The 26,189-nt window shown below is 48.9% G+C and carries 24 protein-coding genes; 12 read left to right on the top strand and 12 right to left on the bottom strand.

What is annotated here, in order from left to right; all coding sequences use genetic code 11:
• Window positions 1–42: 42 nt before the first annotated feature.
• The 3 genes from H6F68_RS23620 to ribBA all read right to left on the bottom strand — a co-directional run bounded on the left by H6F68_RS23620 (window position 43) and on the right by ribBA (window position 4,594).
• Window positions 43–1,158, bottom strand: a complete 1,116-nt coding sequence (locus tag H6F68_RS23620) for a murein hydrolase activator EnvC (protein ID WP_190562735.1) — start codon at window positions 1,156–1,158, stop codon at window positions 43–45.
• Window positions 1,159–1,454: 296 nt separating this feature from the next.
• Complete coding sequence (gene trmFO / locus H6F68_RS23625; RefSeq protein WP_313930220.1) at window positions 1,455–2,858, bottom strand: FADH(2)-oxidizing methylenetetrahydrofolate--tRNA-(uracil(54)-C(5))-methyltransferase TrmFO; 1,404 nt, start codon at window positions 2,856–2,858, stop codon at window positions 1,455–1,457.
• Window positions 2,859–2,893: 35 nt separating this feature from the next.
• Window positions 2,894–4,594, bottom strand: a complete 1,701-nt coding sequence (gene ribBA / locus H6F68_RS23630; RefSeq protein ID WP_190562737.1) for a bifunctional 3,4-dihydroxy-2-butanone-4-phosphate synthase/GTP cyclohydrolase II — start codon at window positions 4,592–4,594, stop codon at window positions 2,894–2,896.
• 368 nt (window positions 4,595–4,962) lie between these two features.
• Between ribBA and argC the strand changes: the two genes are divergently transcribed.
• From argC to H6F68_RS23645, 3 genes are all read left to right on the top strand, one after another.
• The gene (gene argC / locus H6F68_RS23635) at window positions 4,963–6,021 is read left to right on the top strand and encodes an N-acetyl-gamma-glutamyl-phosphate reductase (protein ID WP_190562739.1); all 1,059 of its coding nucleotides are present in this window, start codon (window positions 4,963–4,965) and stop codon (window positions 6,019–6,021) included.
• A 193-nt stretch (window positions 6,022–6,214) separates the two neighbouring features.
• Entirely contained in the window at window positions 6,215–6,484 is a 270-nt protein-coding gene (locus H6F68_RS23640; RefSeq protein ID WP_190562741.1) for a GlsB/YeaQ/YmgE family stress response membrane protein, read from the top strand.
• 32 nt (window positions 6,485–6,516) lie between these two features.
• A complete protein-coding gene (locus tag H6F68_RS23645; RefSeq protein WP_190562743.1) occupies window positions 6,517–6,786 on the top strand; it encodes a GlsB/YeaQ/YmgE family stress response membrane protein in 270 nt (89 codons plus the stop codon).
• A 77-nt stretch (window positions 6,787–6,863) separates the two neighbouring features.
• Here H6F68_RS23645 and H6F68_RS23650 read toward each other — a convergent pair whose 3' ends face one another.
• On the bottom strand, window positions 6,864–7,082 hold the full coding sequence (locus tag H6F68_RS23650; RefSeq protein WP_190438435.1) for a hypothetical protein: 219 nt from the start codon (window positions 7,080–7,082) through the stop codon (window positions 6,864–6,866).
• A 102-nt stretch (window positions 7,083–7,184) separates the two neighbouring features.
• Window positions 7,185–9,470 (bottom strand): ribonucleoside-triphosphate reductase, adenosylcobalamin-dependent, encoded by a 2,286-nt coding sequence (nrdJ, locus tag H6F68_RS23655; RefSeq protein ID WP_190562745.1) that lies wholly within the window; start codon window positions 9,468–9,470, stop codon window positions 7,185–7,187.
• A gap of 223 nt (window positions 9,471–9,693) precedes the next feature.
• Between nrdJ and H6F68_RS23660 the strand changes: the two genes are divergently transcribed.
• Complete coding sequence (locus H6F68_RS23660) at window positions 9,694–10,275, top strand: Npun_F5749 family FMN-dependent PPOX-type flavoprotein (protein WP_190562747.1); 582 nt, start codon at window positions 9,694–9,696, stop codon at window positions 10,273–10,275.
• A 12-nt stretch (window positions 10,276–10,287) separates the two neighbouring features.
• Here the strand turns inward: H6F68_RS23660 and cysE are convergent, their stop codons facing one another.
• Both cysE and H6F68_RS23670 read right to left on the bottom strand, forming a co-directional pair.
• The gene (gene cysE / locus H6F68_RS23665) at window positions 10,288–11,115 is read right to left on the bottom strand and encodes a serine O-acetyltransferase (protein WP_190562749.1); all 828 of its coding nucleotides are present in this window, start codon (window positions 11,113–11,115) and stop codon (window positions 10,288–10,290) included.
• A gap of 117 nt (window positions 11,116–11,232) precedes the next feature.
• A complete protein-coding gene (locus tag H6F68_RS23670) occupies window positions 11,233–11,715 on the bottom strand; it encodes a hypothetical protein (protein WP_190562751.1) in 483 nt (160 codons plus the stop codon).
• Window positions 11,716–12,252: 537 nt separating this feature from the next.
• Between H6F68_RS23670 and H6F68_RS29135 the strand changes: the two genes are divergently transcribed.
• A complete protein-coding gene (locus tag H6F68_RS29135) occupies window positions 12,253–13,068 on the top strand; it encodes a response regulator (RefSeq protein WP_190562752.1) in 816 nt (271 codons plus the stop codon).
• A gap of 157 nt (window positions 13,069–13,225) precedes the next feature.
• Here H6F68_RS29135 and H6F68_RS23680 read toward each other — a convergent pair whose 3' ends face one another.
• A complete protein-coding gene (locus H6F68_RS23680) occupies window positions 13,226–13,654 on the bottom strand; it encodes an anti-sigma regulatory factor (RefSeq protein ID WP_313930221.1) in 429 nt (142 codons plus the stop codon).
• Window positions 13,655–13,862: 208 nt separating this feature from the next.
• Here H6F68_RS23680 and H6F68_RS23685 point away from each other — a divergent pair, with 208 nt between their 5' ends.
• A complete protein-coding gene (locus tag H6F68_RS23685; RefSeq protein ID WP_190562754.1) occupies window positions 13,863–15,011 on the top strand; it encodes a SpoIIE family protein phosphatase in 1,149 nt (382 codons plus the stop codon).
• 24 nt (window positions 15,012–15,035) lie between these two features.
• Here the strand turns inward: H6F68_RS23685 and H6F68_RS23690 are convergent, their stop codons facing one another.
• Together H6F68_RS23690 and H6F68_RS29470 are read right to left on the bottom strand one after the other, a co-directional pair.
• Window positions 15,036–15,362 carry an STAS domain-containing protein gene (locus H6F68_RS23690; protein ID WP_190438459.1) on the bottom strand — a complete coding sequence of 109 codons (327 nt, stop codon included), beginning with the start codon at window positions 15,360–15,362 and terminating at the stop codon, window positions 15,036–15,038.
• A gap of 314 nt (window positions 15,363–15,676) precedes the next feature.
• On the bottom strand, window positions 15,677–15,811 hold the full coding sequence (locus H6F68_RS29470; RefSeq protein WP_277876153.1) for a hypothetical protein: 135 nt from the start codon (window positions 15,809–15,811) through the stop codon (window positions 15,677–15,679).
• A gap of 33 nt (window positions 15,812–15,844) precedes the next feature.
• Between H6F68_RS29470 and mrdA the strand changes: the two genes are divergently transcribed.
• A complete protein-coding gene (gene mrdA, locus H6F68_RS23695) occupies window positions 15,845–17,638 on the top strand; it encodes a penicillin-binding protein 2 (protein ID WP_190562757.1) in 1,794 nt (597 codons plus the stop codon).
• A 141-nt stretch (window positions 17,639–17,779) separates the two neighbouring features.
• Here the strand turns inward: mrdA and H6F68_RS23700 are convergent, their stop codons facing one another.
• Both H6F68_RS23700 and H6F68_RS23705 read right to left on the bottom strand, forming a co-directional pair.
• Window positions 17,780–18,511, bottom strand: coding sequence for an alternative oxidase (locus tag H6F68_RS23700; RefSeq protein WP_190562759.1), 732 nt, complete (start codon window positions 18,509–18,511; stop codon window positions 17,780–17,782).
• Window positions 18,512–18,625: 114 nt separating this feature from the next.
• On the bottom strand, window positions 18,626–20,425 hold the full coding sequence (locus H6F68_RS23705; protein WP_190562761.1) for a DUF3352 domain-containing protein: 1,800 nt from the start codon (window positions 20,423–20,425) through the stop codon (window positions 18,626–18,628).
• A gap of 222 nt (window positions 20,426–20,647) precedes the next feature.
• Between H6F68_RS23705 and H6F68_RS23710 the strand changes: the two genes are divergently transcribed.
• From H6F68_RS23710 to hrcA, 5 genes are all read left to right on the top strand, one after another.
• Window positions 20,648–20,947 carry a hypothetical protein gene (locus tag H6F68_RS23710; protein ID WP_206755553.1) on the top strand — a complete coding sequence of 100 codons (300 nt, stop codon included), beginning with the start codon at window positions 20,648–20,650 and terminating at the stop codon, window positions 20,945–20,947.
• Window positions 20,948–21,109: 162 nt separating this feature from the next.
• Window positions 21,110–22,792, top strand: coding sequence for a GspE/PulE family protein (locus tag H6F68_RS23715; protein WP_190562782.1), 1,683 nt, complete (start codon window positions 21,110–21,112; stop codon window positions 22,790–22,792).
• 204 nt (window positions 22,793–22,996) lie between these two features.
• Window positions 22,997–24,136, top strand: a complete 1,140-nt coding sequence (locus H6F68_RS23720; RefSeq protein WP_190562784.1) for a hypothetical protein — start codon at window positions 22,997–22,999, stop codon at window positions 24,134–24,136.
• A 111-nt stretch (window positions 24,137–24,247) separates the two neighbouring features.
• On the top strand, window positions 24,248–24,604 hold the full coding sequence (locus H6F68_RS23725) for a rhodanese-like domain-containing protein (protein ID WP_190562786.1): 357 nt from the start codon (window positions 24,248–24,250) through the stop codon (window positions 24,602–24,604).
• Window positions 24,605–25,023: 419 nt separating this feature from the next.
• Complete coding sequence (gene hrcA / locus H6F68_RS23730; protein WP_190562788.1) at window positions 25,024–26,118, top strand: heat-inducible transcriptional repressor HrcA; 1,095 nt, start codon at window positions 25,024–25,026, stop codon at window positions 26,116–26,118.
• Window positions 26,119–26,189 lie beyond the last annotated feature (71 nt).

The following is a 26,189-nucleotide window of genomic DNA, read 5'->3' on the forward strand; positions in this document are numbered from 1 at the left end:
TTCAGGGAAGGGGCTGGGGGTTAGGTCGCGTTTATTCAGGCATCAAAAGTAATCCATCGGTTCTACAGGTTCTCCAGCTTGCCGGACTTCAAAGTGTAGGTGTGGCCCCGTTGAGAGTCCTGTAGAACCAACAGATGCGATCGCCTGACCTCGTTGCAGCACCTGTCCCTCAGCTACATACAGTTCGCTAGCGTGTCCGTAAAGGGTCGTGATGTCATTGCCGTGGTCGATGACTACAGCGTTGCCGTAGCCGCCATACCAACCTGCGTAAATCACAATTCCGGCATTAGCAGCTCGAATCGTACTGCCATAGTCCGCACCAAAGTCAATGCCAGAATGAAACCGCTCATAGCCTAAAATCGGGTGCGTCCGCCAGCCAAAGCTACTGGTGATCGGGCCATCACAGGGAACACTCATCAGACCTGTCCCCCGAATCACAATGCTGCCTCGCCCCGCTGCTGCGTCTTTGGCTCTTTGTTCAGCCACCCGCTGCAAGATCAGTTGAGTTAAATCCTCAGAATCTTGAGCTAGTTGGGCTTCTGCCGCCTCTAAAGCCGATTGGTCAGAACGGAGCCGCTCCACTAATTCTTGTTCTGACTGGGTTTGAGCTTGCAACTCTGATTGTTGGGCTAACAATTGCTGAGCGAGGAGGGCAATTTGATTTTTTTGCTGTTCCACTTGCTGCTTTTGGGCTACAAGATCGCGAGACTCAGCAGTAAGTTGGGCTAAAGCGTTACGATCGGCTTGGTACACCTTTCTCAAGCGGTAGCGACGATCTAAAAAATCATTCAAGTTTTGGCTTTGTAGCAGCACTGCCCAACCTTGGCTGCCTTGCTGACGCTGGAGAAATCGTAAGCGAGCTACTGCCGCAGACTGGCGTTTCTGATAAGTGCGTTCTGCGATCGCTAAATCTGCTTGCAATTCTTTGAGTTGCTTTTTGGCTAACTGCAACCGATATTGATTGTCTTTGATTTGCACATCTGTCACTTGCAGGTTTTGGCGAAGCGTGCCAATCCGATTCTTGGCTGCTTTTTCCTGTTTCTGAACGCGATCGCGCTCTTTTTGAATCTCTGAGCGCTGCTTTTCGACTGCTTTTTGTTGCTCTTGTAATGTTTCTAGTGCTCCATCAGTTTGAGCCACCGACTGAGGAACTTGCATGAACGCTAGGGGAGTCGCGTAGGTTGGAGCCGCTAAACCGCTCAGCCAAAAGCTGCAAATTAAACTGAAAACCAGAGCGCATTTAAACCACTTGGCCAAACTTAGCCAAGCTCGAAGACTATTAAGGTTGAGGAGCTGAATCAACGTCACACAAATTAGGGCAAGCGGGCCGAGATAGAGCAGGAAAACTGACCTACTACTAGTAGCAGATTTTCAGGTTAGTCGTGTCACTTTTTAGTTGGCTTCCTGGTCAATCTGGCGATCGCCTTTCATCCTCTAATGACCGAGCGCCAGCGTTAGACGCTAGCCAAACATTCTGACTGGCCTAGCGAAATTTGATGTTGCGTGCTCCAACTGAATAGATCGGCTAGGGCGCGATCGCGATAGCAACCATAACGCTCCTGCTTATTGCGGATGCGCTTTTCTAGCTCAGGCAGAATGCCAAAGTTGGGCGGCATGGGTTGGAAATGCTTGGGCGAAGCAGAGCTAATAAACTCGAACAATGCGCCCATCATCGTAGTCCCCGGTAGGGCGATCGGATCTAGACCATGAGCTAAACGAGCCGCGTTGGTTCCCGCTAACCAACCACCAGCCGCCGCCGCAGTATAGCCTTCCGTCCCGACGAGTTGGCCAGCGGCGAGTAGAGTTTGCCGTTGCTTGAATTGCAAAGTGGGTGTTAGCAGTTCTGGTGCGTTGATGAAGGTGTTGCGGTGCATGACTCCCATACGGACAAATTCGGCATTTTCTAGCCCTGGAATCAGGCGAAAGACTCGCTTCTGCTCACCCCAACGCAGATTGGTTTGGAAACCGACCATATTCCAAAGCTGCCCTGCTTTGTCCTCTTGGCGCAGTTGCACGACCGCGTAAGGTCGATGCACTTGGTTCTCCGGGGCGCGGAAGTCGCCTCTGCGGGAGTCAAATAAGCCTACAGGTTTGAGCGGGCCATAGCGCATGGTATCTTCGCCTCGTTTGCCCATTTCTTCAATCGGCAAACAACCTTCAAAGAACTTGGCAGTTTCGCGATCGAAGTCTTTGAGTTCCGCTTGCTCAGCTTGGCATAGTTCTTGCCAGAAGTGGAGATACTGCTCCCGGTTCATCGGGCAGTTCAGATAAGCAGCTTCCCCACGATCGTAGCGAGAGGCGCGAAAGGCGATGTCGAAGTTGATCGACTCCCCCACCACAATGGGACTGGCCGCATCAAAAAAGTTCATGTACTCCAGCCCCGTGAAGTGCCGCAACGCTTCTGCCAAATCGGGGCTGGTTAACGGGCCAGTGGTGAGGACGGCAATCCCTTCGCTGGGAATATCCTGGATTTCTCCTCGGCGTAACTCGATCAGTGGGTGATTGGCGAGCGTTTCTGTCAGGTTTTGGCTGAATTGACCGCGATCGACCGCCAAAGCTCCCCCCGCAGGAACGGCATGCTCATCGGCTTTGCCAATGATGATGGAACCCAGGCGACGCAATTCTTCGTGGAGGAGACCTGCAGCGCGATCGCTGGATTGGGCACCGAAAGAGTTGCTACAGACTAGCTCGGCCAAGTGTTCGCTGTGGTGGGCTGGGCTTAAGCGCTCCGGTCGCATCTCATGCAAAACGACGGGAATCCCAGCTTGAGCAATTTGCCAAGCCGCTTCTGTCCCGGCTAAGCCTCCCCCAATGACATGGATCGGTGGGGTGCCAGTGGTGCTGAGCGAACTATGCACTGAATTACTCTCCTAATCTTTAAGCAGCAAAATCTTTAGGCAGCGGATGAAGTAGCGTCTGTGGAAAAGCTATAAATCACTTGCGTTTCTAGTTGGTCACAGACAGCAGAAGGCAATTGGCTTAAGGCAAAGGCGTGACGATCGAGCTGCACTTGCAAACTCTTGAGCGGGTCAGAACCGGGAGAAATGAGAAACTCCACTTTTTGAATTTGCGGCCAATTGGCTAGATTATCCAAGATTCTGGCGATCGCTTGGACATAAGGATGAGTAGGTTGCTGATACCAATCGGCAGCAGCAACATTGGCTTGGTCAAAGCCTACATGCACTGTGAGCGAAGGCTTGCCAAAGAGGGCGATCGCGACAGGACGAGCTTCTTCTTGCAGTAGCAAATCGTGAGCTTCTACTAAGTGCCGCAACTTTTCTAGGCGATCGTAACGCTCAGTGGCAGACTTGGGCTGATCTTGCCAATGAATCGCCACCGTCATCAAGTAGGTCTGCAACAGCATGTGACCTAGCTTGGTGGCCTTGGTTTCTAGGTAGGTGGAATTGTAGGGAGTCGCTTCAATGAGTAGAGGGACGCGATCGACAACTTCTAAACCGTAACCCTTTAACCCAGCGATTTTGCGGGGGTTGTTGGTGACGAGACAGATTTTCTTCACGCCTAAGTCATTGAGAATTTGAGCTCCGACGCCATAATTCCGCAGATCAGCGGGAAATCCCAAACGCTCGTTCGCCTCGACGGTATCTAGCCCTAAATCCTGCAATGAGTAGGCCTTGAGCTTATTAATTAAGCCAATGCCGCGACCTTCCTGGCGCAGATAAACTACAACACCTTGGCCCACGTTCTCAATCATTTTCAGGGCGGCTTGGAGTTGCATACGGCAGTCACAACGCAGAGAACCCAGTGCATCGCCCGTCAGGCATTCCGAGTGCATCCGCACCATTACCGTTTTGTCACCAAACTGGCTGGGGTCGCCTTTGACGATCGCCACATGCTCAGAGTTATCGAGGGCATTGCGGTAAGCGTAAATCTGGAAGTTACCAAATTCTGTTGGCAGTTCGGCAATGGTTTCTCGACCGACAAACCGCTCATGCTGCAAGCGATAACTAATTAAGTCGGCAATGCTAACAATTCTGAGTTGATGAGTGCGAGCATATTCGATCAGCTCTGGTAAACGAGCCATTGAGCCATCGGGATTTTGGATTTCACAGATCACACCCGATGGGTACAGCCCTGCTAAGCGAGCCAAATCAACCGCTGCCTCAGTATGACCTGCCCGCTTCAGCACACCACCTTCGCGCGCCCGAATTGGAAAGATATGTCCGGGACGACGCAAATCGTCGGGGCGAGTAGAGGGGTTGATCGTAACTTGGATGGTCCGAGCCCGGTCTTCGGCAGAAATTCCAGTACTGACTCCTAACTGGGGCGACGCATCAATGCTGACGGTAAAGGCAGTCTGATTGCTATCTGTGTTGTTCGTGACCATCAAGGGCAAGTCAAGTTCGTCGAGGCGATCGCCCGTCATCGCTAAGCAAATCAGCCCTCGCGCTTTCACTGCCATAAAGTTGATCATGTCAGGTGTCGCAAATTGAGCGGCACAAATGACGTCGCCCTCATTTTCCCGGTTTTCGTCATCAACTACGACAATGGCACGCCCTGCCTTGAGGTCAGCCAAAGCAGCATCAATAGCATCAAACTTGAAAGGTTGGGTTGAGGCGGTTTGAGGCGATTCCACGGAGAAACTCAAAGTAACGACACCGTAAAGTTTTTTAAAGCTTACCTATGCTTCGATTGTAGTCTGTTTAGCGAGGTAGAGTGCTGCAAAAGCCCTGGTAACCTCGGTTTTCTGCCAAGTCGCGCGGGTGAAACTAGCACCTTAACTCAGGCGACTAACCTGGAAGATTATGCCCTACTAGAAGGCAATTTAGAGGGGTAGCTTCTGATACTAGAGATTCAATATTAGCCGAAGGTGATAGGGCTAATCAGAGGCGCTAATAACTTGAAAAAATCATGGTGATTGTGTAGACCAACTTGCTGCTTTAGGTACTACAATGCAGCAAAAGTTAAGCGTTTACTGTTGAACCTCAAATAAGGCCAAATATCATGGGTGATGTAGGACGCGTGCCCGTTGGGATTATTGGCGCGTCGGGTTATGGCGGCGTACAGCTAGTACGACTTCTGATTGATCATCCAGGAGTTGAACTTGTTTACTTGGGTGGAGAGAGCAGTGCGGGAAAGGCCTTTGGTGAGCTTTACCCCCACCTCAATCATCGAGTTGACTTGATCATCGAGCCGATTGATCTCGATCAGATTGCGGCACGCTGTCAGGTTGTCTTTTTGTCTTTGCCCAATGGATTAGCTTGCCAAATGGCACCCGCTTTATTGGAAAAAGGTTGCAAAGTCTTAGATCTATCCGCAGATTACCGATTTTCCAATTTAGAAACCTACGAGAATTGGTACGGTAAGACGCGCAGCGATCAGGCGATCGCAGAAACAGCGGTGTACGGTTTGCCTGAGTTGTATCGCGATCGCATTGCCGAAGCTCAGTTGGTGGGTTGTCCAGGCTGTTATCCCACAGCTAGCTTACTGGCGCTCTCTCCTTTGTTGAAGCAAGGGTTAATTGTGCCTGAAACGGCTGTGATTGATGCTAAGTCAGGTACTTCTGGCGGTGGCCGACAAGCCAAAACAAATCTCCTTTTGGCAGAAGCGGATAACTCGTTCTCTGCCTATGGAGTGGCTCGCCACCGCCACACACCAGAGATTGAGCAGGTTTGTAGTGATTTGGCGGGTCATGAGGTGTTGGTACAGTTTACGCCCCACCTCATCCCCATGGTGCGCGGGATCTTGTCTACCGTTTATGCAACGCTGCGTGACCCAGGCCTGGTCCGTGAGGATTTGCTCACAATCTATATGGCTTTTTACCGCTCCTCGCCTTGGGTGAAAATATTGCCAAGTGGTGTATATCCGCAAACTAAGTGGGCCACTGGCACCAATCTCTGCTACATCGGTGTTGAAGTAGACCCACGCACCGATCGCATTATTGTGATGTCTGCGATCGACAACCTGATGAAAGGCCAAGCAGGTCAAGCCGTTCAGTGTTTGAACCTGATGATGGGCTGGAATGAAACCTTAGGGTTACCTCAGTTAAGTTTCTATCCTTAAAGCCAAATTACTGCGACTGAAAATAAATTAAAACTCAAAGCTTTTAGGGAGTAGGTGTTAATGTCTACTCCTTTTTAGTGACTGTTTTTAAGTTTTTAAGGTTACATCTACTGACAGATGCTACTTAATCTTGAAGTGGCTAATCTATTAGTTAATTCGGTAAGAATAATATTTCTTAGGAAATCATTGTCTTATGAATATTATTGCTTGGGTTATTTTAGGATTGCTTGCAGGTGCGATCGCTAAAGCAATTTATCCGGGTTATCAAGCGGGTGGAATTCTAGGCACCATTTTGATTGGCATTGTAGGGGCTTTCGTTGGCGGAACATTAGTCACGCTATTACAAACTGGCAGCCTACAACTAACTGCAACTAGCTTTAGCCTGCCAGGACTTTTTGTCGCAGTTTTAGGTGCAATTGTCGCGATTTGGCTCTGGAACTTGTTTACTAGACGTGCAGTTTAGCGGCAAATTCCTAATACTTCCAGGAAAAAATTATGAACATTATTGCTTGGATCGTTTTAGGACTGATTGCAGGCGCGATCACTAAAGCTATCTATCCAGGCCATCAAGGTGGCGGTATTGTCGGCACTATGCTGTTAGGAATTATTGGGGCTTTAGTTGGTGGTAGCTTGGGCGTCTTCCTGCAAACCGGAACCTTCCAGTTTGCTGCTACTGGGCTGACATTAGGGGGTATATTTCTGGCAGTTCTAGGCGCAGTGATTGCCCTTTTCCTATGGAGCTTATTGACTCGACGCGCTGCTTAGGTAAGCATGCTTCAGACTACAAATAAAAAAGAGCCAGACTCAAAGCTGACTCTTTTTTTATGGGCTCTAAATGGACTTTAATCGATCGAAATCGACTGGGGACCATTATTCCGACCGTTCGGGGTCTCGTGATTGAATGTGGTGTGAGTTGAAGTACCCGCTTGTTGATCTAGCCAGCTTTTGACTGGGTCATCAGCTAGGTTTAGCCGAAAAACACCAGAAACTAGTCCTCCTAGAAAAGCCATTGGCTGTCGAGTTAATTCTTTGAAAATGGGTGTAAGTTCATCAACAAACATGGAAGTACTCCTGACAAGAAACCTTTTGCAGAACTAGATTAAAAAGTGATTTTGCCCTGTCGAAATTAACAGCAGCAACAACACTCTTAGCGTAACGCTCCCCTAGTTTTTTGTCTCAGGCATCATGCATTTGTCGCTATCGCAACCTGCTGGTCCTTCAACGGTGGCTTCTCCAGAGTCGTAGCGGCTTAGGGCTGTATAGAAGTTGTCAGTTCTGCGGCGTGCCTGAACCCCTTGCTGTAACTGCTCATAAGTTTCTTGATCTATTTTCTCGAAAGGTAAACGGGGGAAAGGCGCATCAAAGCGAGCTAGAAGGGCCGCACTAATGTAGCCTTCTTGGTTGGCGATCGCCTCGTAAATCCGTTTTGCCAAAGGCTCTACTTCATCTTCTCGCAGCTCCACCGTGGCACTGGTGTTGTGGGCGGTATAGTGCTTCTGCACCTGCATGTAGAAATCAAATTGCGCTTCCGCAGAGAACTTCTCGATCGCGATTTGATCGGCTCCTGGCAAGTTGGCCCAAGGCACTTCCACTGGAATTTCGACTAACCACTCGGTCACTCGTGGGTCAAAAGGATCATTCAGCAGGTTGCCATTTTCGTCTTTATCAGACTGAGACGGCACCACGCTGTAACCGTATTCAATACAAGCCAGTGCCACAGGATCATTCTTGCGGAACGTAATCCGGCGAATGTAGCGTTGAGCTTTGGGTGGGTGCCAACCGGGAGATGCGCCAGTCAGTAATGATTTAGTACCGGAAGGCTGCACAGTGGTGCAACGGTTAGGACGCTTGATGTCGTGGCGATCGCAGTATTCCCACACTACCTGATGCACAACTTCTTTCCAGCGCGACAGATAGGCTTGCTCCTTCTGCTTAAACTCTAAGCCAGCCACTGTATCGGGTCTGCCTGCTTCCCACCAGTGCAACCAGTCCACACCAAAAGCTCTGACAAAGAAGTCAAATAGCCCAGTGAAAGAAACCCCAACAATCGGGTCAACTTCCCGTGACCATTGATAGCGCTCTTCCGCAAATTGATGATTCAACAGCGCCGCCACAGAAAGCGCTCCAGCGGTAAAAGCTTCTTCTTGTTCCTTTGGATTATGGGGATCTAGCTGGTTAAGATGTACCTCCGCCAAGTTGCAGTGGAAGTCGGCTCCAGTGATCTCACCGCATGGGTTTAAACCATAACGTCCTAGACGGTGCTCAATCTCCTCGGTTGATATTTGAGGGTAGCGATTTTGTAGCCATTGCTGAATCTCACCCCGCTCATATACTTGCAAGAATTCTGCTTTTAGTTCTGGTGTAGGCAACAAGTCGCAGTTAGAGCGGGCGATCGCTTCTGGTGCGTATTGAATCGCGCCTTCCCCAGAGTAGAACTGTTTGCGAACTGCCTCAATACACTCTTGCTCAGAGGGTTGGCGGTGAAACACTCTTGTATGGTTTGCCATTCGTAGGGCATCCCGTTCTGGGTCAATCCGCCAATTGCCTTCTGTATCTTGCTGCCATAGGTTATCCTTAGCTGTTGCAAATTCTGCATCATCGCTATCCCCTTGACGCATACCTGCGCTGCGCCGAATGTTTCCGGCGACAATCGTCACAGCGGCAGCATCAATCAGCAGGCAGCATTCGACCGAGTTTAACTGGCGACCCACGGCGCGGTTCAAGATCGTGGCACAGCGATCGTAGAGTTCGGGGAGCTTGATCGGGTTTGCAACACCACCAAAACCTTTTAAGGTTTCGCCCGCCGGACGGACATCGCTCAGATTTACGACTACTTGGACTTCACCAGAGAAGCGATCGCTGCTGGAGAGTTCGAGCAAGGACTGATAGGACTTAACCCAACCTTGGCGACTATCACCGACATTGATCTGAACTTGATTGCCTTCAATCTTGACTTCTGTAGTGGCACGGCGCTGCTCGGCGGGAGTGGTGCCAATTTCGCCTGCAACGGTGACATTTAAGCGGTTGCGGATGGCGGGTAAACGGTTGATATATTTTGGTTCTAAAATGGCACCTGTGCCGCAGCCTTGCATGGCGAGATCCATCATTAAGCCAAAGGCTCGCCAATCAATCACGTTGGTGCTGGTGCAGTTATAAGCGCCGGAAAAGTTTTCTGGTTTCTCGATCCAGTCGGTGCCCCCAATCCACAGCCAACGACCGGATGGCAAACTTTTAATTTGGTACTGCATCCGTCGCAGCAAATCTACTTCGGCGTCGGTGAGCTTACCCAGTTTGGCGATGCCTTCAATTGTGCGATCGCAGACTTGTTCCCAGGTTTCACGCCGACCGTCGGTTCTACGGCTGTAAGTCCTAAAGAACACTGCGTTAGCCGTGGGTGCTGTTTCAGGGAATTGGCTAGTTGGGCGTACCCGCTCTAGATCTTGAACCATAGATAAAGTCCCGCTGTTATGAGCCTAAACCGAATATTTTACAGATATAGCGCTGAGAAATTAAAACAAATAGAAATTTGCACTATCGATAGCGCTTTACTGCTCAAAAGAGCTTCAAGCAGAGCACTTTAGTATATATCGGTTGAACTTCACTTGGGAGTGCGGTGCAGATCTTGAATCTCTGCAATACTTGAAATCTTAAAGTCGCGTTAGAAAGCTTGCAATGTCCCTTGCGCCTTGGCGATCGCCCCTCTCTCGTGCCTTACATCGCAACCATAGTCAGCCCGAGGCTCGTTTCTTACAATTGGCCACCATTCAACTCAACGGTCAACCTGCCAACCGTACCGTAGTGTTTCGGGGCTTTTTGGATGACACGGACCAATTGAAGTTTGTGACTGATACTCGGAGCGAGAAGACAGAGCAAATTGAGCAGAATCCCAAAGCAGAAGCCTGCTGGTATTTCATCAAAACCAGGGAGCAGTTTCGGATTGCGGGGACTCTCACCTTAATCCGCGCTACTGATCCGGATTCAGCACTACAACAAGCACGAAAAACCGCGTGGCAAGAGCTTTCGGATGCAGCGCGTCTACAATTCGCTTGGCCTACACCGGGAGAACCAAGAGCGGATGCTGCTGCATTTGCACCTCAGCCCCCCGACGCTACAGAGCCATTGCCATACTTTTGCTTACTGCTCCTAGAACCAGAGCGAGTAGATCATCTAGAGCTGCGCGGAGAACCCCAAAACCGTTGTCTCTACCAGCGCAACCAAAATCAAGTCTGGTCTGCTCAGGCGATCAACCCCTAAGCAACTCCTTTGTTAGATACCGCCGCCATCCAAAAATTGCTCAATCACCTTGTCGCGTAATCGGCAGCTAGGTGAAGTTTGACTGACTTCAGGTTCCGTTTCTTGATTGGACTGCTCTGGCTCAGCAGCATTGGAGCAACCAACAGGGACAGCGATCGCGTAATTTGGCTCACTTACTTCGCGGTAATAGCTATTTGTCAAAGCTTGCCGACCTTGCAGCAATTGCAACTGTTGCTCCATGAGTTCAATGCGATCGACCAAAGCTCGAATAACTTCGGCTTCAGAGTCTGGCAAGCGGCCATGCTCTAGTGGCCCAACACGCTCACCAGCCCGGTAGACAACTCGACCTGGAACGCCAACGACAGTGCAATCTGAAGGTACATCCCGCAACACTACAGAACCCGCCCCAATTCTGACATTGCTACCGACTTGGATGTTGCCTAAAACTTTAGCGCCTGCTCCTACGACTACGTTTTCGCCCAGAGTTGGGTGACGTTTGCCACTTTCCTTCCCTGTACCCCCTAGCGTTACGCCTTGGTAGATTAAGGCGTAATCCCCTACGATCGCCGTTTCACCGACCACTACTCCCATACCGTGGTCAATAAAAACGCCCTTACCAATCGTCGCGCCTGGGTGAATCTCAATTCCCGTCAGAAAACGCGCCAGGTGAGAGATTAACCGGGGAAAGAACGGAATTCCAAGCTTATATAGCCAATGAGCTGGTCGATGAAAAAGTAATGCTTGCAGACCTGGATAGCAAAATAAAACTTCCAACCAGTTACGAGCCGCTGGGTCACGCTCAAAAATAATGCGGAAGTCAGTGATTAGGGTTGCTAGCACGAGTGTCACCCTCATTGGCAAGACAGGCCACTCACTATCTTAGCGTTCCTAGGGTTCTTCGCTGCGTGGTTCCCATAACCTCAGTGTCCCTGATGCCGCTTTGAAACTAGTCCCAACTTATTGTTGCGCTGTGAGTGTATATTTCCACTTTGCGCCTGCATCAAAAGTACCTACCCAAATCTCATAGGTACCAGCAGACCACTTTGCCTGACTGACGCTAGCATCCTTATTGGAGCCTGTATCATCTCCACACAAAATAGTGTTATTCGGCCCTCTCACAACTAAGGTGGTGTCTTTACCTTGAGTATCTACTTGGAGCTGTAGCCGCGAAAAATCCTTTTGCAACACCATAATGTGATCAGGCTGGGTATCGCCAAATCCCAAGCAACGCTTTCCCTCGCGATCGCTGTTAGCAATCGAAGGTAAAGAATAAGAGCCCCCTGTGAAGCCTCGTGCAGTTCCAGCGGCACGCGAGAAGCCAGGAGAAAGATTTAAGGTGCGAAAGTTAGCTGATTCCGCTAAAACAGGCACTACTTTTGCAGCACTTAGTAAGATAAAGCAGCCTAAGGTTGTGAATTTAAATGCAGTTGAAATTGACATAGCAACGTCCTCTCATATAACCCTAATAAATTTAAGTGTGCAGATTACCGAAGCTACTTAAATAGTGACGAAGCATTGATCACTCAAGTGCCCTGCTCATGCCATCGGATAGACTATGCTCGCAATTATTATCGTGACCCTGGTATTTGCTGGTTTGCTACTGGCAAATGCATTGGTGTTGCTGCCTCTAGGAACCTTGAGCCTAATACAAGTTCCTCACTGGCTTGGCTTGATATTCTTTGTAGCCTTAGCCGCTTGGTTTCTAGGAGATTGAGTCAAAAGGCCTACAAACTCACTGTAGCGGAATTTGCTCCTCAGTAATTAATTTATCAGTTTATGTATCAATTTTAACTATAATGACCTAGGGTGCAGGCTCTAAACTACGGTTCTGCTGATATGTTTCTAGCTGCGAGTCAGGCACTCTCAAGAAAGACGGCTAGCAAACCAAGGTCTATGCATTCATGGCCTATCCTAGAAACATTCAAAAAAGCTTTAGGTATACTGAAAAGTTTCTAGATATCTCGCTCAAAAATTAATATGAATAATGACTCCAGCTTAAAAGTTTTACTGGTTGAAGATAATCCAGTTAATCAAAAAGTCACTTTGTACCAGCTCAAAAGCTTGGGCTACCTAGCTGATGTGAGCGCTAGTGGCCAAGAGGCGCTAGCGCGCATGGCTGAGTCTGACTACGACCTCATACTGACTAACTGTGAAATGCCAGGTATGGATGGCTATGCTTTGACTGAAGCAATTCGTCGCTTAGAAGTAGATGCTGTAGGCGATCGCCCCTTGCCCGTAGTAGTGCTGGCAATGAACGCGGACAACACACCACAGGAGCAATCTAGATGCTTGGCGGTGGGGATGAATGATGTTTTGAGCAAGCCTGTTCGTAAAGATGAATTGGCGCTCAAGCTAGAACAATGGAGCCAAAAGATTTTCACGGCGCGGAGTCAAGGGTCAACCTCAGAGGTGCCGCTAGAGCACCCAGCCCCAGCAGCTTCACCTGATCAAGATGGCTCAAACCCACCGTTGGATTGGGAACATCTCCATCAAATGTCTGATGATAGTTACGAATTTGAAATAGAGTTGTTAACTGTCTTTGTTGAAGATGCTCAAGTCCATTTAAAGGCAGTCACAACAGCGATCGCGGAAAGCAATTATTGGGAAGTTGAGCAGGCCGCTCACCATATTAAAGGTGCTAGCGCCAATGTAGGAGCCAAAACAATGCAGGCAGCAGCAGCGGAGATAGAACAGCAAGCACGTCGGCAAAAACTAGAAGGAACTGCCCAGCTTCTGACCGAAATTGAGCAGGCTTTGACCTCAATAGAAAAATTTGTCCAAAAGAATAGTTAGTGAGGAGAAAGCGATAGATTTTGTTATTTCTGTGAACTGTATTCGTTTAATGTTGACAATTTTTAGTAAGTGAAGTAAAAATTGCCTTGAAACTCCTTCCTAACTTACGAAATTTAAACTTGGTTAAGTTTAAATTTCTAGTACTTTTAGAAAAGCTTCAAATTTCGTTGGCTGCATAGTGTTTTACAATTAGGAGGCAGTTGCGCTTGTCTTCCGTAGAGCTGTAGCTGAGCTTATCCGCAACTGACTTTAAGATTTGTAATCCACGACCACTAGAAGAATCAAAGTCAACTTTGTCATCAACTTGTTCCAGTTTGGCATTGAAGTCAAAAGGTGGACCGCAATCCCAAATTCGAATCTCTAAAGCATTAGCAGACGAACTAACTTCAATATCAATAGGAGTTTCTAAAGGTTGATGTTTATGAGCATGTCGAATGGCATTCGTGAGCCCTTCTGCTAGAGCAGTTTGGCACTGTAGCCAAACTAATTTAGGAATATGGGGTTGATTGAATGTCTCGAACCAAGAGAGAACTTGAACTAGCTCGTTGAGATCTGTATTGACGCGTAAGTGATGTTTCTGGTGCACTTTAGACCTCTTAGAACCGATAGCCTAGTAGTAAGTAGCTGTAAATTTGTGATGGCATAAGAATGTTGTCATAATATTGAAAAGTTTGTTATGGAGCTGTGATTTACTCCCTTGACGTCAGTAACTTATTGTTTCTAGTCGTGTTTCTAGTCATTGCACCCTAACTCCCTTCATCGCATTCTAGAAATATCAATAACTTCGATCCCCCATGCCTCGAATTTTAGTCATAGATGACGATCCTGTAATTCGATTAGTTTTAATGAGAAATTTGCAAAAACAAGGTTATGAGGTAGCTCTAGCACGCAATGGTGAAGAAGGAAGTGAGCTAGCTTCGCAACTCCGTCCGGCTCTCATCATTTGCGATTGGATGATGCCAGGACGAGACGGGTTAGAAGTCTGCCGCCAGGTGAAGGCGAACCCAGATTTGTCTACAACCTTTTTTATTTTGTTGACTTCTCGCGGGGAAGTCGAGGATCGCGTGAGAGGGTTAGATTCCGGTGCCGATGACTTTCTCTCTAAACCGATTGAAATGAACGAGTTGAAGGCAAGAGTAAGAGCGGGATTACGCTTGCATCAGCTCACTCAAGATCTCCAGACCCAGAAGCAGCTTCTGGAAGCTGAACTAGCAGAAGCAGCTGATTATGTGCGATCGCTATTGCCCCCTCCTTTACTCGGATCTCCTGCGATCAATACCTGTTTTATTCCTTCTAGACAATTAGGCGGTGACTGTTTTGACTATTTTTGGTTGGACCCCGATTATTTAGCAATTTATTTATTAGATGTATCGGGTCATGGTTTAGGATCGGCTCTACCCTCAATCTCGGTGCTAAATTTACTGCGATCGCAATCCTTGCCTGGTGTCAACTTCTACTTACCCGATCGAGTCCTGACTGGGTTAAATGAAACCTTCCAAATGAGTGGGCACAACGAACGGTACTTCACCATTTGGTACGGTGTTTATAACAAAACGAAGCGGCAATTGGTTTACGCGAGTGCAGGCCATCCTCCAGCTATCTTAATTTCAGGCGAAGCTGACGCTACAACCACAGCTAAACGCTTGAAAACAGCAGGTTTACCAATTGGTATGTTTTCTGATGCTCAATATGTGAGCGATCGCTGTGAAGTCGAGGCTGGAAGTAGCCTTTACATTTTTAGCGATGGCATTTATGAAATTAATCAGCCTGATGGTGAAACTTGGACCTTAGATGGCTTCGTTGGCTTACTAAGCGACTTGAGTCAGGCCAACAATATCAGTCTAGATACAGTCTTAGGCTCAGTTCGAGCGATCGGTGCGAAAGAAACATTTGATGACGACTTATCGTTGCTTCAAGTTAGTTTCGCTCAAGGCTCTCCCTAAAGATCATGCTGCTTAATTGATTATCTAATTAGGCAATAAAACTGCCTGATTAAACTCAGCTCGATTCGGAAAAATCTCAAAGACTCGATCCATGCTCGTTAATTGAAACAGCATCTTGACTTGGTCATTGATCGAGCAAAGAAAGAGCTTACCCCCAGCCGAACGGACACTCTTCAGCGCAATGACTAAAGCTCCTAAGCCAGAGCTGTCCATAAACGTAACATTTTCTAAATCAATTAAGACAATATCTGTACTTGCTGTTACAGCGTTATTAATTTCCTGACGGAGATGATTGACTTGCGTACCATCAAGAATACCGACAGGCTGAATTACTTTAAGCACAGGACTCATAATTAAATCCCAATATGGAACTAGAGGTTAGTGACTTTCGTACAACTAAGAGGAGTCTACCAAGTTAGCTGGATTCTCTGTGTTTAGTTTTCCCACATAGCTCCCAAAATAGTCAAAATCCTTTCAGCATCCCTACACCTGAAGTGCGAACTACTCCTGACTCCATCCTTTCGACCCGCTGACAGATGCGCTGAGGCACAATGATTTGACGCTGGCTCCAGCCGATGGGTAAGAGTAAATTTTGGGTTTTCTAAAGTAGCAGCTTAGGCGCTACTAACAACCTTAGTTTTGCGCTAACTCTCAAGCACGATTTATTAGCAAAATTCCGGATGAGCCACTTCGGATTCTGGAAGTTGACAGGGAGCAGGATCAGTCCAAGATGAGCGATCGCCTTCCAAGGTGGCCTGTGTAGCTCTGTGGCAGTTCCAACGTTGTTTTAATTTTCGCATCGATTCCCCAACAACCGATTTAGTTCAGGCAAGATGGCTACCGGACTTTCCTTTTCTTCATCCTCTGCAACTCGCTTCGTCAACAATATTCAAGAGCGCACCAGTCGTGGAATTTTGTTGACTCTGGTGATGACATCTTTACTGTCAGCCTGTATGTTGCGCTTGGTTCAACTCCAGTTGATTCAAGGGCAACAAAATCGCCAATTGGCCGACCAAAACCGCATTCGCTTGATTCCGATCCCCGCCGATCGAGGCAATCTGCTAGACCGTAAGGGCAAATTGCTGGCGGCTAACCGAGTCTCGCGGGCTGTTTACCTTTGGCCCAGATACCAAACCCAGGCTCAGTGGCAACAATGGGCCACTCAGTTAGGACCCATTTTGAATGTTCCGGCTGCTGAGATCTTGAAAAAACTCCAGGATGTGGGCTACCACTCAGCCATGCCTGTCCGGATCAGCCAAAACCTTAGCCCTAATGCCTTTACCCGACTCGCAGAGCAAATTGGAGAGTTGCCAGGTCTAGAAATTCGACCTGAATCAGCGCGTAACTACCCCAATGGTGATCTGGGTGCTCACGCGTTGGGATATATCGGTGAGGCGACCGCAGATGACTTGAAGGCTCACCCTGAGTATCCGATGGGCATGATTGTGGGCCAAATGGGTTTGGAGCGTTTATTGCAATCTCAGTTGCAGGGTGTCTGGGGAGGCCGCTTGATTGAGGTTGACGCAGGCGGGAAGGAACTGCGTTTGTTAGGCAATTCTCCGACCAAAGCAGGTTCATCTGTAAAGCTGACCCTGGACTTAGAGTTGCAAAAAGCGGCAGAGAAAGCGCTGAACAAGCGGCGGGGGGCTGTGGTAGCGCTGGATGTAAAAACAGGGGCAGTGTTGGCGATGGCGAGTGGTCCTACCTTCGACCCCAATATTTTTACCCGTAGAGTCGCCTCGAAGGAGTGGGACCGATTGCAAGGGGAAGACAAACCGTTTCTGAATCGCGCTTTTCAGGGATATCCACCCGGTAGCACGTTTAAGTTAGTGACGGCAGTGGCAGGTTTGGAATCGGGTAAGTTCTCGCCAGATTCAACTTTGGCTACTTCCTCCTACATCACAGTGGGCGGTTTCCAGTTTCATGAGCATGGTAGTGGCTACGGTGTGATTGGTTTTCGAGAAGCCTTTGCGGTTAGCAGTAATACCTTTTTCTACCAAATGGGTTTATCCGCAGGGCCAGAGCAGATTTCTAAATGGGCGCACCGCTTGGGAGTTGGTGAGACTGAGGTGTTGGGTTTTGAGAAGGCAGGCTATGGTGCGGCTCCTACGCCAGCCCAAAAAGAAAAGCTCTATGGCGAGCCTTGGTATGCTGGCGATACGGTGAGTATGTCAATTGGGCAAGGTTTGGTCCAGGCAACACCTGTGGAAATGGCGGTGATGTATTCAGCGATCGCCAATGGAGGATCGCGAGTCAAGCCCCACTTGTTAGCCTCCCAAACGAATACCCCAGCGACTCAGCCAGCGAAAGTGGGCTTGTCTCCCAGTACCATCGCCACGGTCCGCAATGGCTTAATTGCGGTAGTACAACAGGGAACCGCAAAGCAACTCAACGATGGCTCCATCCCACTAACTGCGGGCAAGACGGGGACAGCGGAGGTGCCAGGGCAGGAAGATAACGCGGTGTATGTGGGTTATGGCCCGGTGAAAGATCCGCAAATTGCGATCGCGGTGGTGGTAGAGAATGGCGGATTTGGTGCTGTCTCAGCCGTGCCGATCGCTCATGAAATGTATAAAACCTATTTCAAGCCGTCAAGCCCAGCCAAGTCTAAAGCGAAACCAAAATAACTAAGATGCCTGACGACTAAAGTCGCGTTTACAAAAACAAAGGCTGCCTACGCAGCCTCAAAATTTGACCTCACTTCCTGCTTAGAGATAGCAAGAATCTAGTTCCCTCTTCCTCAGAAAGAGGGTTAGGGAGAGGGAATTTTAGATTTCGATAGTGGTGACAGGTGTAGGAGTGGTGGGTAACACCAGTTCGACTTCTAGGGGCAATTGAATCACTTCTAGATTGTGGGGGCTCTTCAAAGCCGTTTGAGCATCAGGTTGCTGGCAAGCCACCATTGTCTTGACGTGCTCGGCTTCGTCGTCGCGAATATTGACGAAGACATCGTAGAGGTTATCTACAGAGGGCCGTCGAGACTCTGGCTTCGTACAGGTTTGGAACTCATCAAACATGTAGAGGTCGCCATCGCGGTAGTAGGCGATCGCAATGGCAGGAGCGGGTTGAGCTCGTAGCTCGGCTTGATGAGCTTCTACAAACTGGTCATAGGTGTGGAAGGCGTGCCCTTCAATCTGCTCCATCATGTAGTAGGCTGAGCGCGGCGAGACCATATACAGACCCACCATCACCCAGTAGTACATTAGAGCGGTGTGCTGGGCAAAGAACCGATCAATCCACCAACGGTTGCCGCCCAAGGATTCCATAATCAGCAAGTGGTGGAGTTCATTCCAGGCTTCAGCGAAATGCACCTTGAGCCAATCGGCTTTGCGCCACCAACCTAGCGTTTCGTAAAGGTGTAGGACCGAGAGATAGGAGAAGTAGGGGACGCGCGCAACAGTTTCTAAAACGTAGAAGCGCTGGTAGGGGCGATCGCGGTAGAACGTATCAATCACAAATACGAGGATGCCTACCAGCGATCGCAATACAAACTTGACCATGCAAACCTCCCGAAGGAGTAAAGTCCGCTTTCTTCAGTAGCGGGGAGAGTTCTCTCCTCCTTTGATCCTAGCGATTCTCAAGCTTGATGGCATCCCCAGCATCTAAGCTTAAGCTTAAGCTTTGTCAGTTGCGCTCAAGTTGAGGAAGACTTCACTCCGTCGCACTCCAGATTCTCCTCCCAGGCTGGTAACGGTGAGCGATCGCAACTGGTTCCAGAACGGCTGGCTGGCTAGCTCCACGAGACGCAAGAACGGAAGCTGTTGTTCTAGAATCGAGCGGCTGTTCGCCCAATCTAGATATAGGTAGCCATCGTTGTCTTTAGGGAGAGCTGCGATCGCTGCCTTGAAGCCAGGGCTATCTACTAAAGAATCTTTGGTAGCTTGTAGGGCTTGTTCCATCGCTGCTACAGAAGTAGCAAAGATTTCGTAGTTGCCCACTGTGGCATGTACCCCCTCGACTTCAGCGGCAATCACATTGGCAAGCGAAGCGGAGTTGCCTTCAGTAGTAGTTTTGCTTGCAGCTTTGAGAGGAGTTGAACCTAATTTAGTCCAAGCAGAAACAGGGCGATCGGCTAAAGTTAGCGGTCCGACGCTGAAGCCTTTGTCCTTGGCAAGCGTATCTAGGTTGGCGATCGCGGTCGTGGCTGCTTCGGTTCTTTCAGTGACAAAAACCCAGTCGGGCTGCTGTTCTGGACGTGGCAGCAAGGCCACAGCATATTCCCCTTTCACCCAACTAAAAATGTCTTGGGGGAGATCCAACTGCCAAGCGTTTCGTAGGTTGTTGAGCGGCTGATTAATCAACTGAGCCAGCGTCTCGTAGCTTGATACTCCGCTAGAAACTTGCGTCCAAAACTGTTCTAAGTCTGTGCCTGCTGCCACCACGGGACTACTGGCAGGAATATACGCCAAAGCTCCAGTTGGTTTAGATAGCGCAGGAGTAGCGGCTGGTAATGTTTGCCCTGGTGCGGCCAAGAAAGCCGTTTCTGCCAAGAGTCCTTTGCGGCTTAATCCTAGACCGATCGCGACACTTTCGTACAAATTGCTCGCTTCAGTCGTAGCACCCGCTGTGCCCTGGCTCGACCAAGTCGCCAACTGAGGCAAATTGAGAAACACTAAGCCGATTTGTCGTTGCTTGAAGCTCTGCAACGCTTGCTGATAGGCAGGAGAACTTCCTAAACCTAGCTCCGCCGCTTGCACGTTGTTGATTGCATCTCGCAACACCTTCGGTTGATTGGCAAACAACACAAAGCGATCGCCTACCACAGCGGTTGACAGAGTGGTTGCAGGTTGAACCGTGAGCACTGTATCAGGTTCTTGTTGCTTATTTTTTTTACGCTTAGTTTCTGGCTTTTGTGGCTCTACTGGGGGTTCGGGTTGGCTGTAAATCAGCTTGACGCCTTTGTACTGCTCGAACATCAACCTGGTGCCAGCCGCTACCCGTTTCTGCCAAAACAACTGCAAGAACTCACGGCTACGTTCTGGATTTTGAGTAGCGATCGCTAGTAAGTAACCGGGTTGTTGCCCAGTTTGAGCATCGCGATCGACATCGGGCGAGGTTAAGGCAAGAGTGATTTCATCGCCTAGCCAAGGCTCTACATCTTGTTTGTAATCGAGACCTGTATTCGCGAGCAAACTTTGCTTTAGTTGCTCAATTTCAGCTCTAGACTGACGACGGGCACCCGGAGCTGCAATAACTTGGCGAAACGCCTCCAAGCGCTCTGGATTCACCAACAAAGACACCACGGCTGGGGCTTGTTTGGGGACAAACATGGCTGCTGCGGGACCGTCTGTAGATCCGCCTCGCAAGAGGGCAAGCGGACTGCGAGCTGTGAGCCAGTAAAAGCCGCTGGCACCGACCAAGAGCAGCACCAGAACACTGGCGACCAGAACCGAGAAAAATGAGCGGAGCTTCATGGTGAATTTAGACGCTGCTTGAGGGCTATTGAGCGAAAAACAATCCAGGATCATTATTCCAGGATCATTATCCATCAAGCCATAAATCTGGGCATTCTGAGACCAAAGACTAATCTCGCGACGGCTGTTTTCCTGAAAATGCTTGCTAGGGTAGGAATCAGTCTAGGGCACCTAAGTGTCAAAGTTTTTGCCAAACTTGAGCGTGATTCAGAGGCGATCGCCATGTCAGAGCCTGATTTTCAGCAGTTTGACCCACCGCCAGAAGTAGAGAAGGAAGATAGCCCAGAATTGATGGCTCAAATGGATTTTGAGCAATGGCTAGAAGTATTGCAAAAGTCCGATCGCTCGTTCTACAACCTGATGGCAATGGAGGTATGGTCGATTGCGAAAACGATGGATGGGCTACTGCCAGGATTTTGGACTCGCTTCATGAGCCACCGCCAAACAGCACTCAAACAATTTCTTCGGCATAAACAGGCTCACCCAGACGCAGACTCAACGCCGCCCTCATCAGAACATTAAGCTAGGTATAAGACTCGTATAAATTAATTCTAGTGTTGTAGAGATGACTGCTTAGCCCTGCTCAGCTACGGTAAGCTGCTTTGCTAAGTAAAGCCAAGCTCAATGAGCGATCGCTGATTCCTTTAGTGCATTCATTTATAAGTGCTTAACGTATAAAAAATTATGCAGACACCTTTTGCTTCCCTATCCGCTTGGCATCAGCTAAAGAACCGGGAAATTACTTGCGAAGAAGCACTACAGCTACTAGTGGATGCTCAGGGTGGCGTTAGGCTGGAATTGCTCGATCGAGAAGTGAGCTATCGCTTTTTGCGCGAGTTTCCCGATCGCGGTACTTTACCACCCGTGATTCCGCTGTTGTTGTGGCGTAACTGTTATTTCTTAGGCAGTCCGATCGCCTTGCCCTTAGAGGAAATTAGAAAGCTCAGCGATCGCACGTTCACTGAAATCAAAATTATTCCAATTTCCGATAAAAGCTATCGCAACTGGTTCCACAGCCAAAACTTAGATAACAACCGCATCAGCTCAACACCGCTGGTGAATCCCCTCACTGGGGAACAAGACCAAGAAAATATTGGGGAAGTCACCGAACTCTACCTTTCTAAAGCAGTAGACCAAATCAGTCGGATTCGGACCATCATTTCTGGAGCCTTACGCAACCGAGCCAGCGACATTCATCTAGAACCAACTCCAGAAGGGTTGAGAGTGCGGTATCGCATTGATGGCATTCTGCGCGATATTACCACGCTGCCTCTAGAAATCAGCCGTCGGGCGATCGTGGCGCTGAAAGTAATGGCGGATATGGATATTGCAGAAAGCCGCCGTCCTCAAGATGCCAGAATGGGCGAAAAATATGCCTCTGGCCAAGACTCCGACTTGGGCTTAGACATGCGAGTTAGCACGCTGCCTTGTATTGGTGGCGAAAAAGCCGTCATTCGTCTGCTGCCGCGCCAAAATCCCTTCTCTAGCATTGACGAACTGGGTTTTACTGATAAAACCTTGGCTATCTATAGAAATTGGCTCCAACAACCTCAAGGCATGGTGATTTTTACAGGTCCTACGGGATCGGGAAAGACCAGTACGCTCTACACCAGCCTGCAAGCCGTAGCTACGGAATTTGTCAATGTAATCACGGTTGAAGATCCAGTCGAGTATGTGTTGCCACGCATCACGCAAACCCAGGTGCATGAACCTGCAGGCATGACCTTCGCGGCTGGGCTACGGGCAATTCTCCGGCAAGACCCAGACATCATTATGTTGGGAGAAATCCGGGACAGTGAAACAGCAGAAACAGGAATTCGTGCCGCCCTCACCGGACATCTAGTGCTAACAACACTACACACCAATGATGCGGCTAGTGCCATCCCCCGCTTAAAGGATATTGGTCCGGACCCAGGCTTGATTAGTGACGCTTTGCTCGGTATTGTGGCTCAGCGCTTGGTACGCCGAATCTGCCCTCACTGTGCTGAACCTCATACCCCTACAGAATCAGACTTGAAAGTGCTCGGCTTAAACCTAGAAGAAGCCTCCCCAGAGTTATGGCGTAAGGGCCGAGGCTGCTCAAAATGCTTTAACTCCGGTTTTCTGGGCCGAGAGGCAATTATTGAATTGCTAGATGTGGATGATACGGTGCGGCAAATTATCTATGAAGGAACGATGACCCAACTGCACCGTCACCTCAGCGAGATCAATTTTGCTTCTTTCCGCGTTGCTGCGATCGAAAAAGTGACGACAGGGGTGACCACGATTACCGAAGTGCTGCGGGTTCTACCTCATAGTGCTCTGTACCGTAAGACTACAGCTCGACCCCAAATGAGCCATATGAAGTTGATTAATGCCACTTCCTAACCAGAACCTTACCTAGCTTGCCTCCGTTTTCGGTCAAGACTTGCCTCTAGAGCTAGATTTCTGGAATTAGGTACTTTGGCTTGGTTTGCACTAGTTACACAATCTAAAAAAAATCTGTAAAGGCTTGATAAAACAGATATGCCTGTGTCTTTTTATGCTGGGATAGTTGGGTAGGATAGTCCCAAGTATTAGAGGCGATCGCAAATGATGGGGTTGAGTTCTGTTAGTACTCTAGACAGCAGCCCGCTCAATTCGAGCCGCAACGTCGCAGGTTGGGTCCAGGAACTCCAAAAGGCTGACCAAACGTTTTATAACATGATGACGTTGGAGATTTGGTCCCTGGCTCAGACGATGGATGAGATCCAGCCTGGCTTCTGGGCAGACTACATGCGTAACCGCCAAACCATTGTGCAGCAATACATCAAAGAGCGTCGCCGCCAAGACCCCAAGCTCAACCATCCCTCTCTACATAAGTCTGCCAGCACCCGCAAACGCTCTCCTTTTGGTTGGGCTACCGAGAAGCCTGTTCCAGAAGTAGCTGGACAAAGAGTTACTGCTTTTTCTGAAACTTTAGAGCGAGATTTGCCCAAGGTGACCCCTCGTTCAGTTCGTCCTTTACTTACAGAACCACCCGTTGAGGAATCCGCGACTCTCAGCGATCTAGTGCTCATTGACGTGTTTGAAGAAGCTGAGCCAGTGAACTCTCCATTGGCTAACCAACCCAGCGTTATAGAAGCTGAGGCATCTATCTCTCCGTTGTCTGGCCCCTTGCCTGGCATGGCTCAAGCTCCTGCATCTGCTTTAACCAAAGCTTCAAGAGAGGCCACGATTCAAAGCAGGGTTGTATGGTCAGCATCACCTACGCCCACTCGTAGAACGCCAGCAGTTGACTTAGTAAAACTACCTCATTTAATGCGCTTTCCAGTTGTCAAGGTTGCGCCTGCCTTGGTCCCCCCGCAAGCTGCCGGAAACTTAGCAACCACAGTCGTTGCTTGCTGGCTGACCCGGAATTTTTTGGTACAGGCACCCTATCAAGAGGGGCTTTTGGGGGTATCAAAACGCTGCGATCGCATTACTTTAGAACCGGGACAGACCATCGTTTGTCAATTAGGCTTTCAACTAAAGGGCTTGACTTCTGCGGTGCAAGTCCAGCTAGTCAAAGCGCTCCGCAGCCAACATCAACTAACCGTGGCTTGGTTTGAACCAACAGCACAAACCAATGAAGCTGGAGCCGTAGAAACTCCTGAAGTCATGGTGCAGCTCACCAATCGAGGAACGCAACCTTGTTCACTACAAGCTGGGCAAGCGTTCTGTCGCTTAGAATTCCTCTGCTCTACGAGTTAAGTATTGAGTCGTCATTAGCACCTGGTAGTACTGAGCTGACAAGAGTGCTCTAAACCCAGATAAAATCAGTTTAGAGTCTATGGCTGAGCAATCCAGCAAGCGGGCAATTTCATGACCAACCAATCTACGAATCCAGCTTTTACTCAAATGAGTGTTGAGGAACTGGCAAAACGCTTAGCAACACCTGAGGGCTTGCAGTTGGTTGATGTACGAGAACCGCAAGAAGTTGCGATCGCCAACATCTCCGGCTTTACTAATTTGCCACTCAGTGAATATGCAGCTTGGTCAGAGCAAGTACAGGCCCGCTTCGACCCCCAGGCAGAAACGATTGTGCTTTGCCACCACGGGATGCGATCGGCACAGATGTGTCAATGGTTAGCTAGCCAAGGCTTTACCAATATCAAGAATGTTGAGGGTGGCATCGAAGCATACGCTGTTTTAGTTGATTCATCAATTCCTCGTTACTAGCGTTCTGGGTTACGAGTCGTTGCTCTTCATGGCAAGTGCTAGCTGTAACACGACAACTACTTGGTTAGGAACTTAGGCTGCTGAAGTGAGGACTAATAGACTATAGTCACTGAGTAAAAGCTGGAAGCGATCGCAGCTAGTAGGATCTTCCAAGGCCTCAGGAAGATGGTTATTTTTGCTACTACTGACGGAGCAGTCCGAAAGAGATAATCAAGCATCTGCTATGTTGGTGGCATCCCAGTAACGATCAGAGTCTAGTTGCTACTCGGATCATCAGTTTAATCACTGGTTCTAAGGCTCTAAACCAAGACGGGAAAGACGGAAGACTAACAGTAAATCCCTTTTTGTAGGCCTTCTTAACTTAATCATTTATTTTTTGACAATTTTTTGAAGCTCAGTTAAATTCAGCTACCGATCTCATGCCTGTACAAGTGAATCTCACCGATCGACAGCAACGGGTTCTTTGGGCAACCGTCCGTCACTACATTGCGACCGCAGAACCTGTGGGTTCAAAAGCTTTGGTAGAAGAATATAACCTGAGTGTCAGCCCAGCCACGATTCGCAGCGCGATGGGGTATTTAGAAAAGGCGGGGCTGCTTTATCAACCACATACTTCAGCAGGGCGGATTCCTTCCGATTCTGGTTATCGCATTTATGTTGATCAGTTAATTACTCCTTCCGAGACTTTGGCTCGCCAAGTCGATCAACTGTTTAGCGATCGCCTGAACTCGGATAGCTGGAGTTTTGAAGCTTTGCTCCGAGGCGCGGCCCAAATTTTAGCAACCCTGAGTGGCTACGTGACTTTGGTGACGATGCCTCAGGCCAACATGGCTCGACTGCGCCATTTGCAAATCGTGCAGATTGAGCCGAGGCAGGTGATGCTGATTGTGGTGACAGATGCTTATGAAACCCAATCGGTTTTGATGGAACTGCCCCAAGCTGACTCAGCCCAAAATCAAGTGGGGGCCTTGGCAGACCCGGAATTGGTTGAGCGAGAGTTGCAAATTTTATCCAATTTCTTGAATCATCAACTGCGGGGGCGATCGCTGGCGGAATTGCCTTCGCTCGACTGGAGCGAGCTGGGTCGAGAATTTGAACAATACGCAGATGGTTTGCGAGCTTCACTGGCTGATTTAATGAGGCGAACTCAATCACCCCGCACAACCCAAATTTTGGTCAGTGGCGTTTCAGAGGTGTTACGCCATCCAGAATTTTCGGAATTGCAGCAGATTCAAACTATTATTCACCTGTTAGAAGAAGAACAAGATCAACTATGGCCTTTAATTTTTGAATACCCTGACTCTGACTCAGTAGGCAAGCGAGCGACGGTGCGGATTGGAGCGGAAAATCCGCTAGAACCAATTCGTACTTGTACGCTGATTTCTGCCACCTATCGCCGAGGTACAGTCCCCGTTGGTAGTGTAGGAGTCTTGGGCCCGACTCGCATGGTGTATGAAAATGCGATCGCGATGGTAGAAGCGGCAGCTGATTTTCTCTCTGAAACTTTAAGCTGATTGGGAGCCAAACTTTTATTCTTCTAGGTAATCTCACTTGTTAAAATTTCCTAGAGTGCCGATCAACGGCT

The sequence above is a fragment of the Trichocoleus sp. FACHB-262 genome (genome assembly GCF_014696035.1).
Taxonomy (GTDB): Bacteria; Cyanobacteriota; Cyanobacteriia; order FACHB-46; family FACHB-46; genus Trichocoleus.

What these genes read in the sequence shown, in the direction of transcription:
- argC (WP_190562739.1), top strand. Translation starts at nt 4,963, where the DNA reads ATGGGTGATGTAGGACGCGTGCCCGTTGGGATTATTGGCGCGTCGGGT.
- H6F68_RS23650 (WP_190438435.1), bottom strand. Translation starts at nt 7,082, where the DNA reads ATGTTTGTTGATGAACTTACACCCATTTTCAAAGAATTAACTCGACAG.
- H6F68_RS29135 (WP_190562752.1), top strand. Translation starts at nt 12,253, where the DNA reads ATGAATAATGACTCCAGCTTAAAAGTTTTACTGGTTGAAGATAATCCA.
- H6F68_RS23700 (WP_190562759.1), bottom strand. Translation starts at nt 18,511, where the DNA reads ATGGTCAAGTTTGTATTGCGATCGCTGGTAGGCATCCTCGTATTTGTG.
- H6F68_RS23660 (WP_190562747.1), top strand. Translation starts at nt 9,694, where the DNA reads ATGTCCCTTGCGCCTTGGCGATCGCCCCTCTCTCGTGCCTTACATCGC.
- H6F68_RS23645 (WP_190562743.1), top strand. Translation starts at nt 6,517, where the DNA reads ATGAACATTATTGCTTGGATCGTTTTAGGACTGATTGCAGGCGCGATC.
- H6F68_RS23640 (WP_190562741.1), top strand. Translation starts at nt 6,215, where the DNA reads ATGAATATTATTGCTTGGGTTATTTTAGGATTGCTTGCAGGTGCGATC.
- hrcA (WP_190562788.1), top strand. Translation starts at nt 25,024, where the DNA reads ATGCCTGTACAAGTGAATCTCACCGATCGACAGCAACGGGTTCTTTGG.
- H6F68_RS23620 (WP_190562735.1), bottom strand. Translation starts at nt 1,158, where the DNA reads ATGCAAGTTCCTCAGTCGGTGGCTCAAACTGATGGAGCACTAGAAACA.
- mrdA (WP_190562757.1), top strand. Translation starts at nt 15,845, where the DNA reads ATGGCTACCGGACTTTCCTTTTCTTCATCCTCTGCAACTCGCTTCGTC.
- H6F68_RS23715 (WP_190562782.1), top strand. Translation starts at nt 21,110, where the DNA reads ATGCAGACACCTTTTGCTTCCCTATCCGCTTGGCATCAGCTAAAGAAC.
- H6F68_RS23685 (WP_190562754.1), top strand. Translation starts at nt 13,863, where the DNA reads ATGCCTCGAATTTTAGTCATAGATGACGATCCTGTAATTCGATTAGTT.
- H6F68_RS23670 (WP_190562751.1), bottom strand. Translation starts at nt 11,715, where the DNA reads ATGTCAATTTCAACTGCATTTAAATTCACAACCTTAGGCTGCTTTATC.
- H6F68_RS29470 (WP_277876153.1), bottom strand. Translation starts at nt 15,811, where the DNA reads ATGCGAAAATTAAAACAACGTTGGAACTGCCACAGAGCTACACAGGCC.
- H6F68_RS23710 (WP_206755553.1), top strand. Translation starts at nt 20,648, where the DNA reads ATGTCAGAGCCTGATTTTCAGCAGTTTGACCCACCGCCAGAAGTAGAG.
- H6F68_RS23720 (WP_190562784.1), top strand. Translation starts at nt 22,997, where the DNA reads ATGATGGGGTTGAGTTCTGTTAGTACTCTAGACAGCAGCCCGCTCAAT.
- H6F68_RS23725 (WP_190562786.1), top strand. Translation starts at nt 24,248, where the DNA reads ATGACCAACCAATCTACGAATCCAGCTTTTACTCAAATGAGTGTTGAG.
- nrdJ (WP_190562745.1), bottom strand. Translation starts at nt 9,470, where the DNA reads ATGGTTCAAGATCTAGAGCGGGTACGCCCAACTAGCCAATTCCCTGAA.
- H6F68_RS23705 (WP_190562761.1), bottom strand. Translation starts at nt 20,425, where the DNA reads ATGAAGCTCCGCTCATTTTTCTCGGTTCTGGTCGCCAGTGTTCTGGTG.
- H6F68_RS23690 (WP_190438459.1), bottom strand. Translation starts at nt 15,362, where the DNA reads ATGAGTCCTGTGCTTAAAGTAATTCAGCCTGTCGGTATTCTTGATGGT.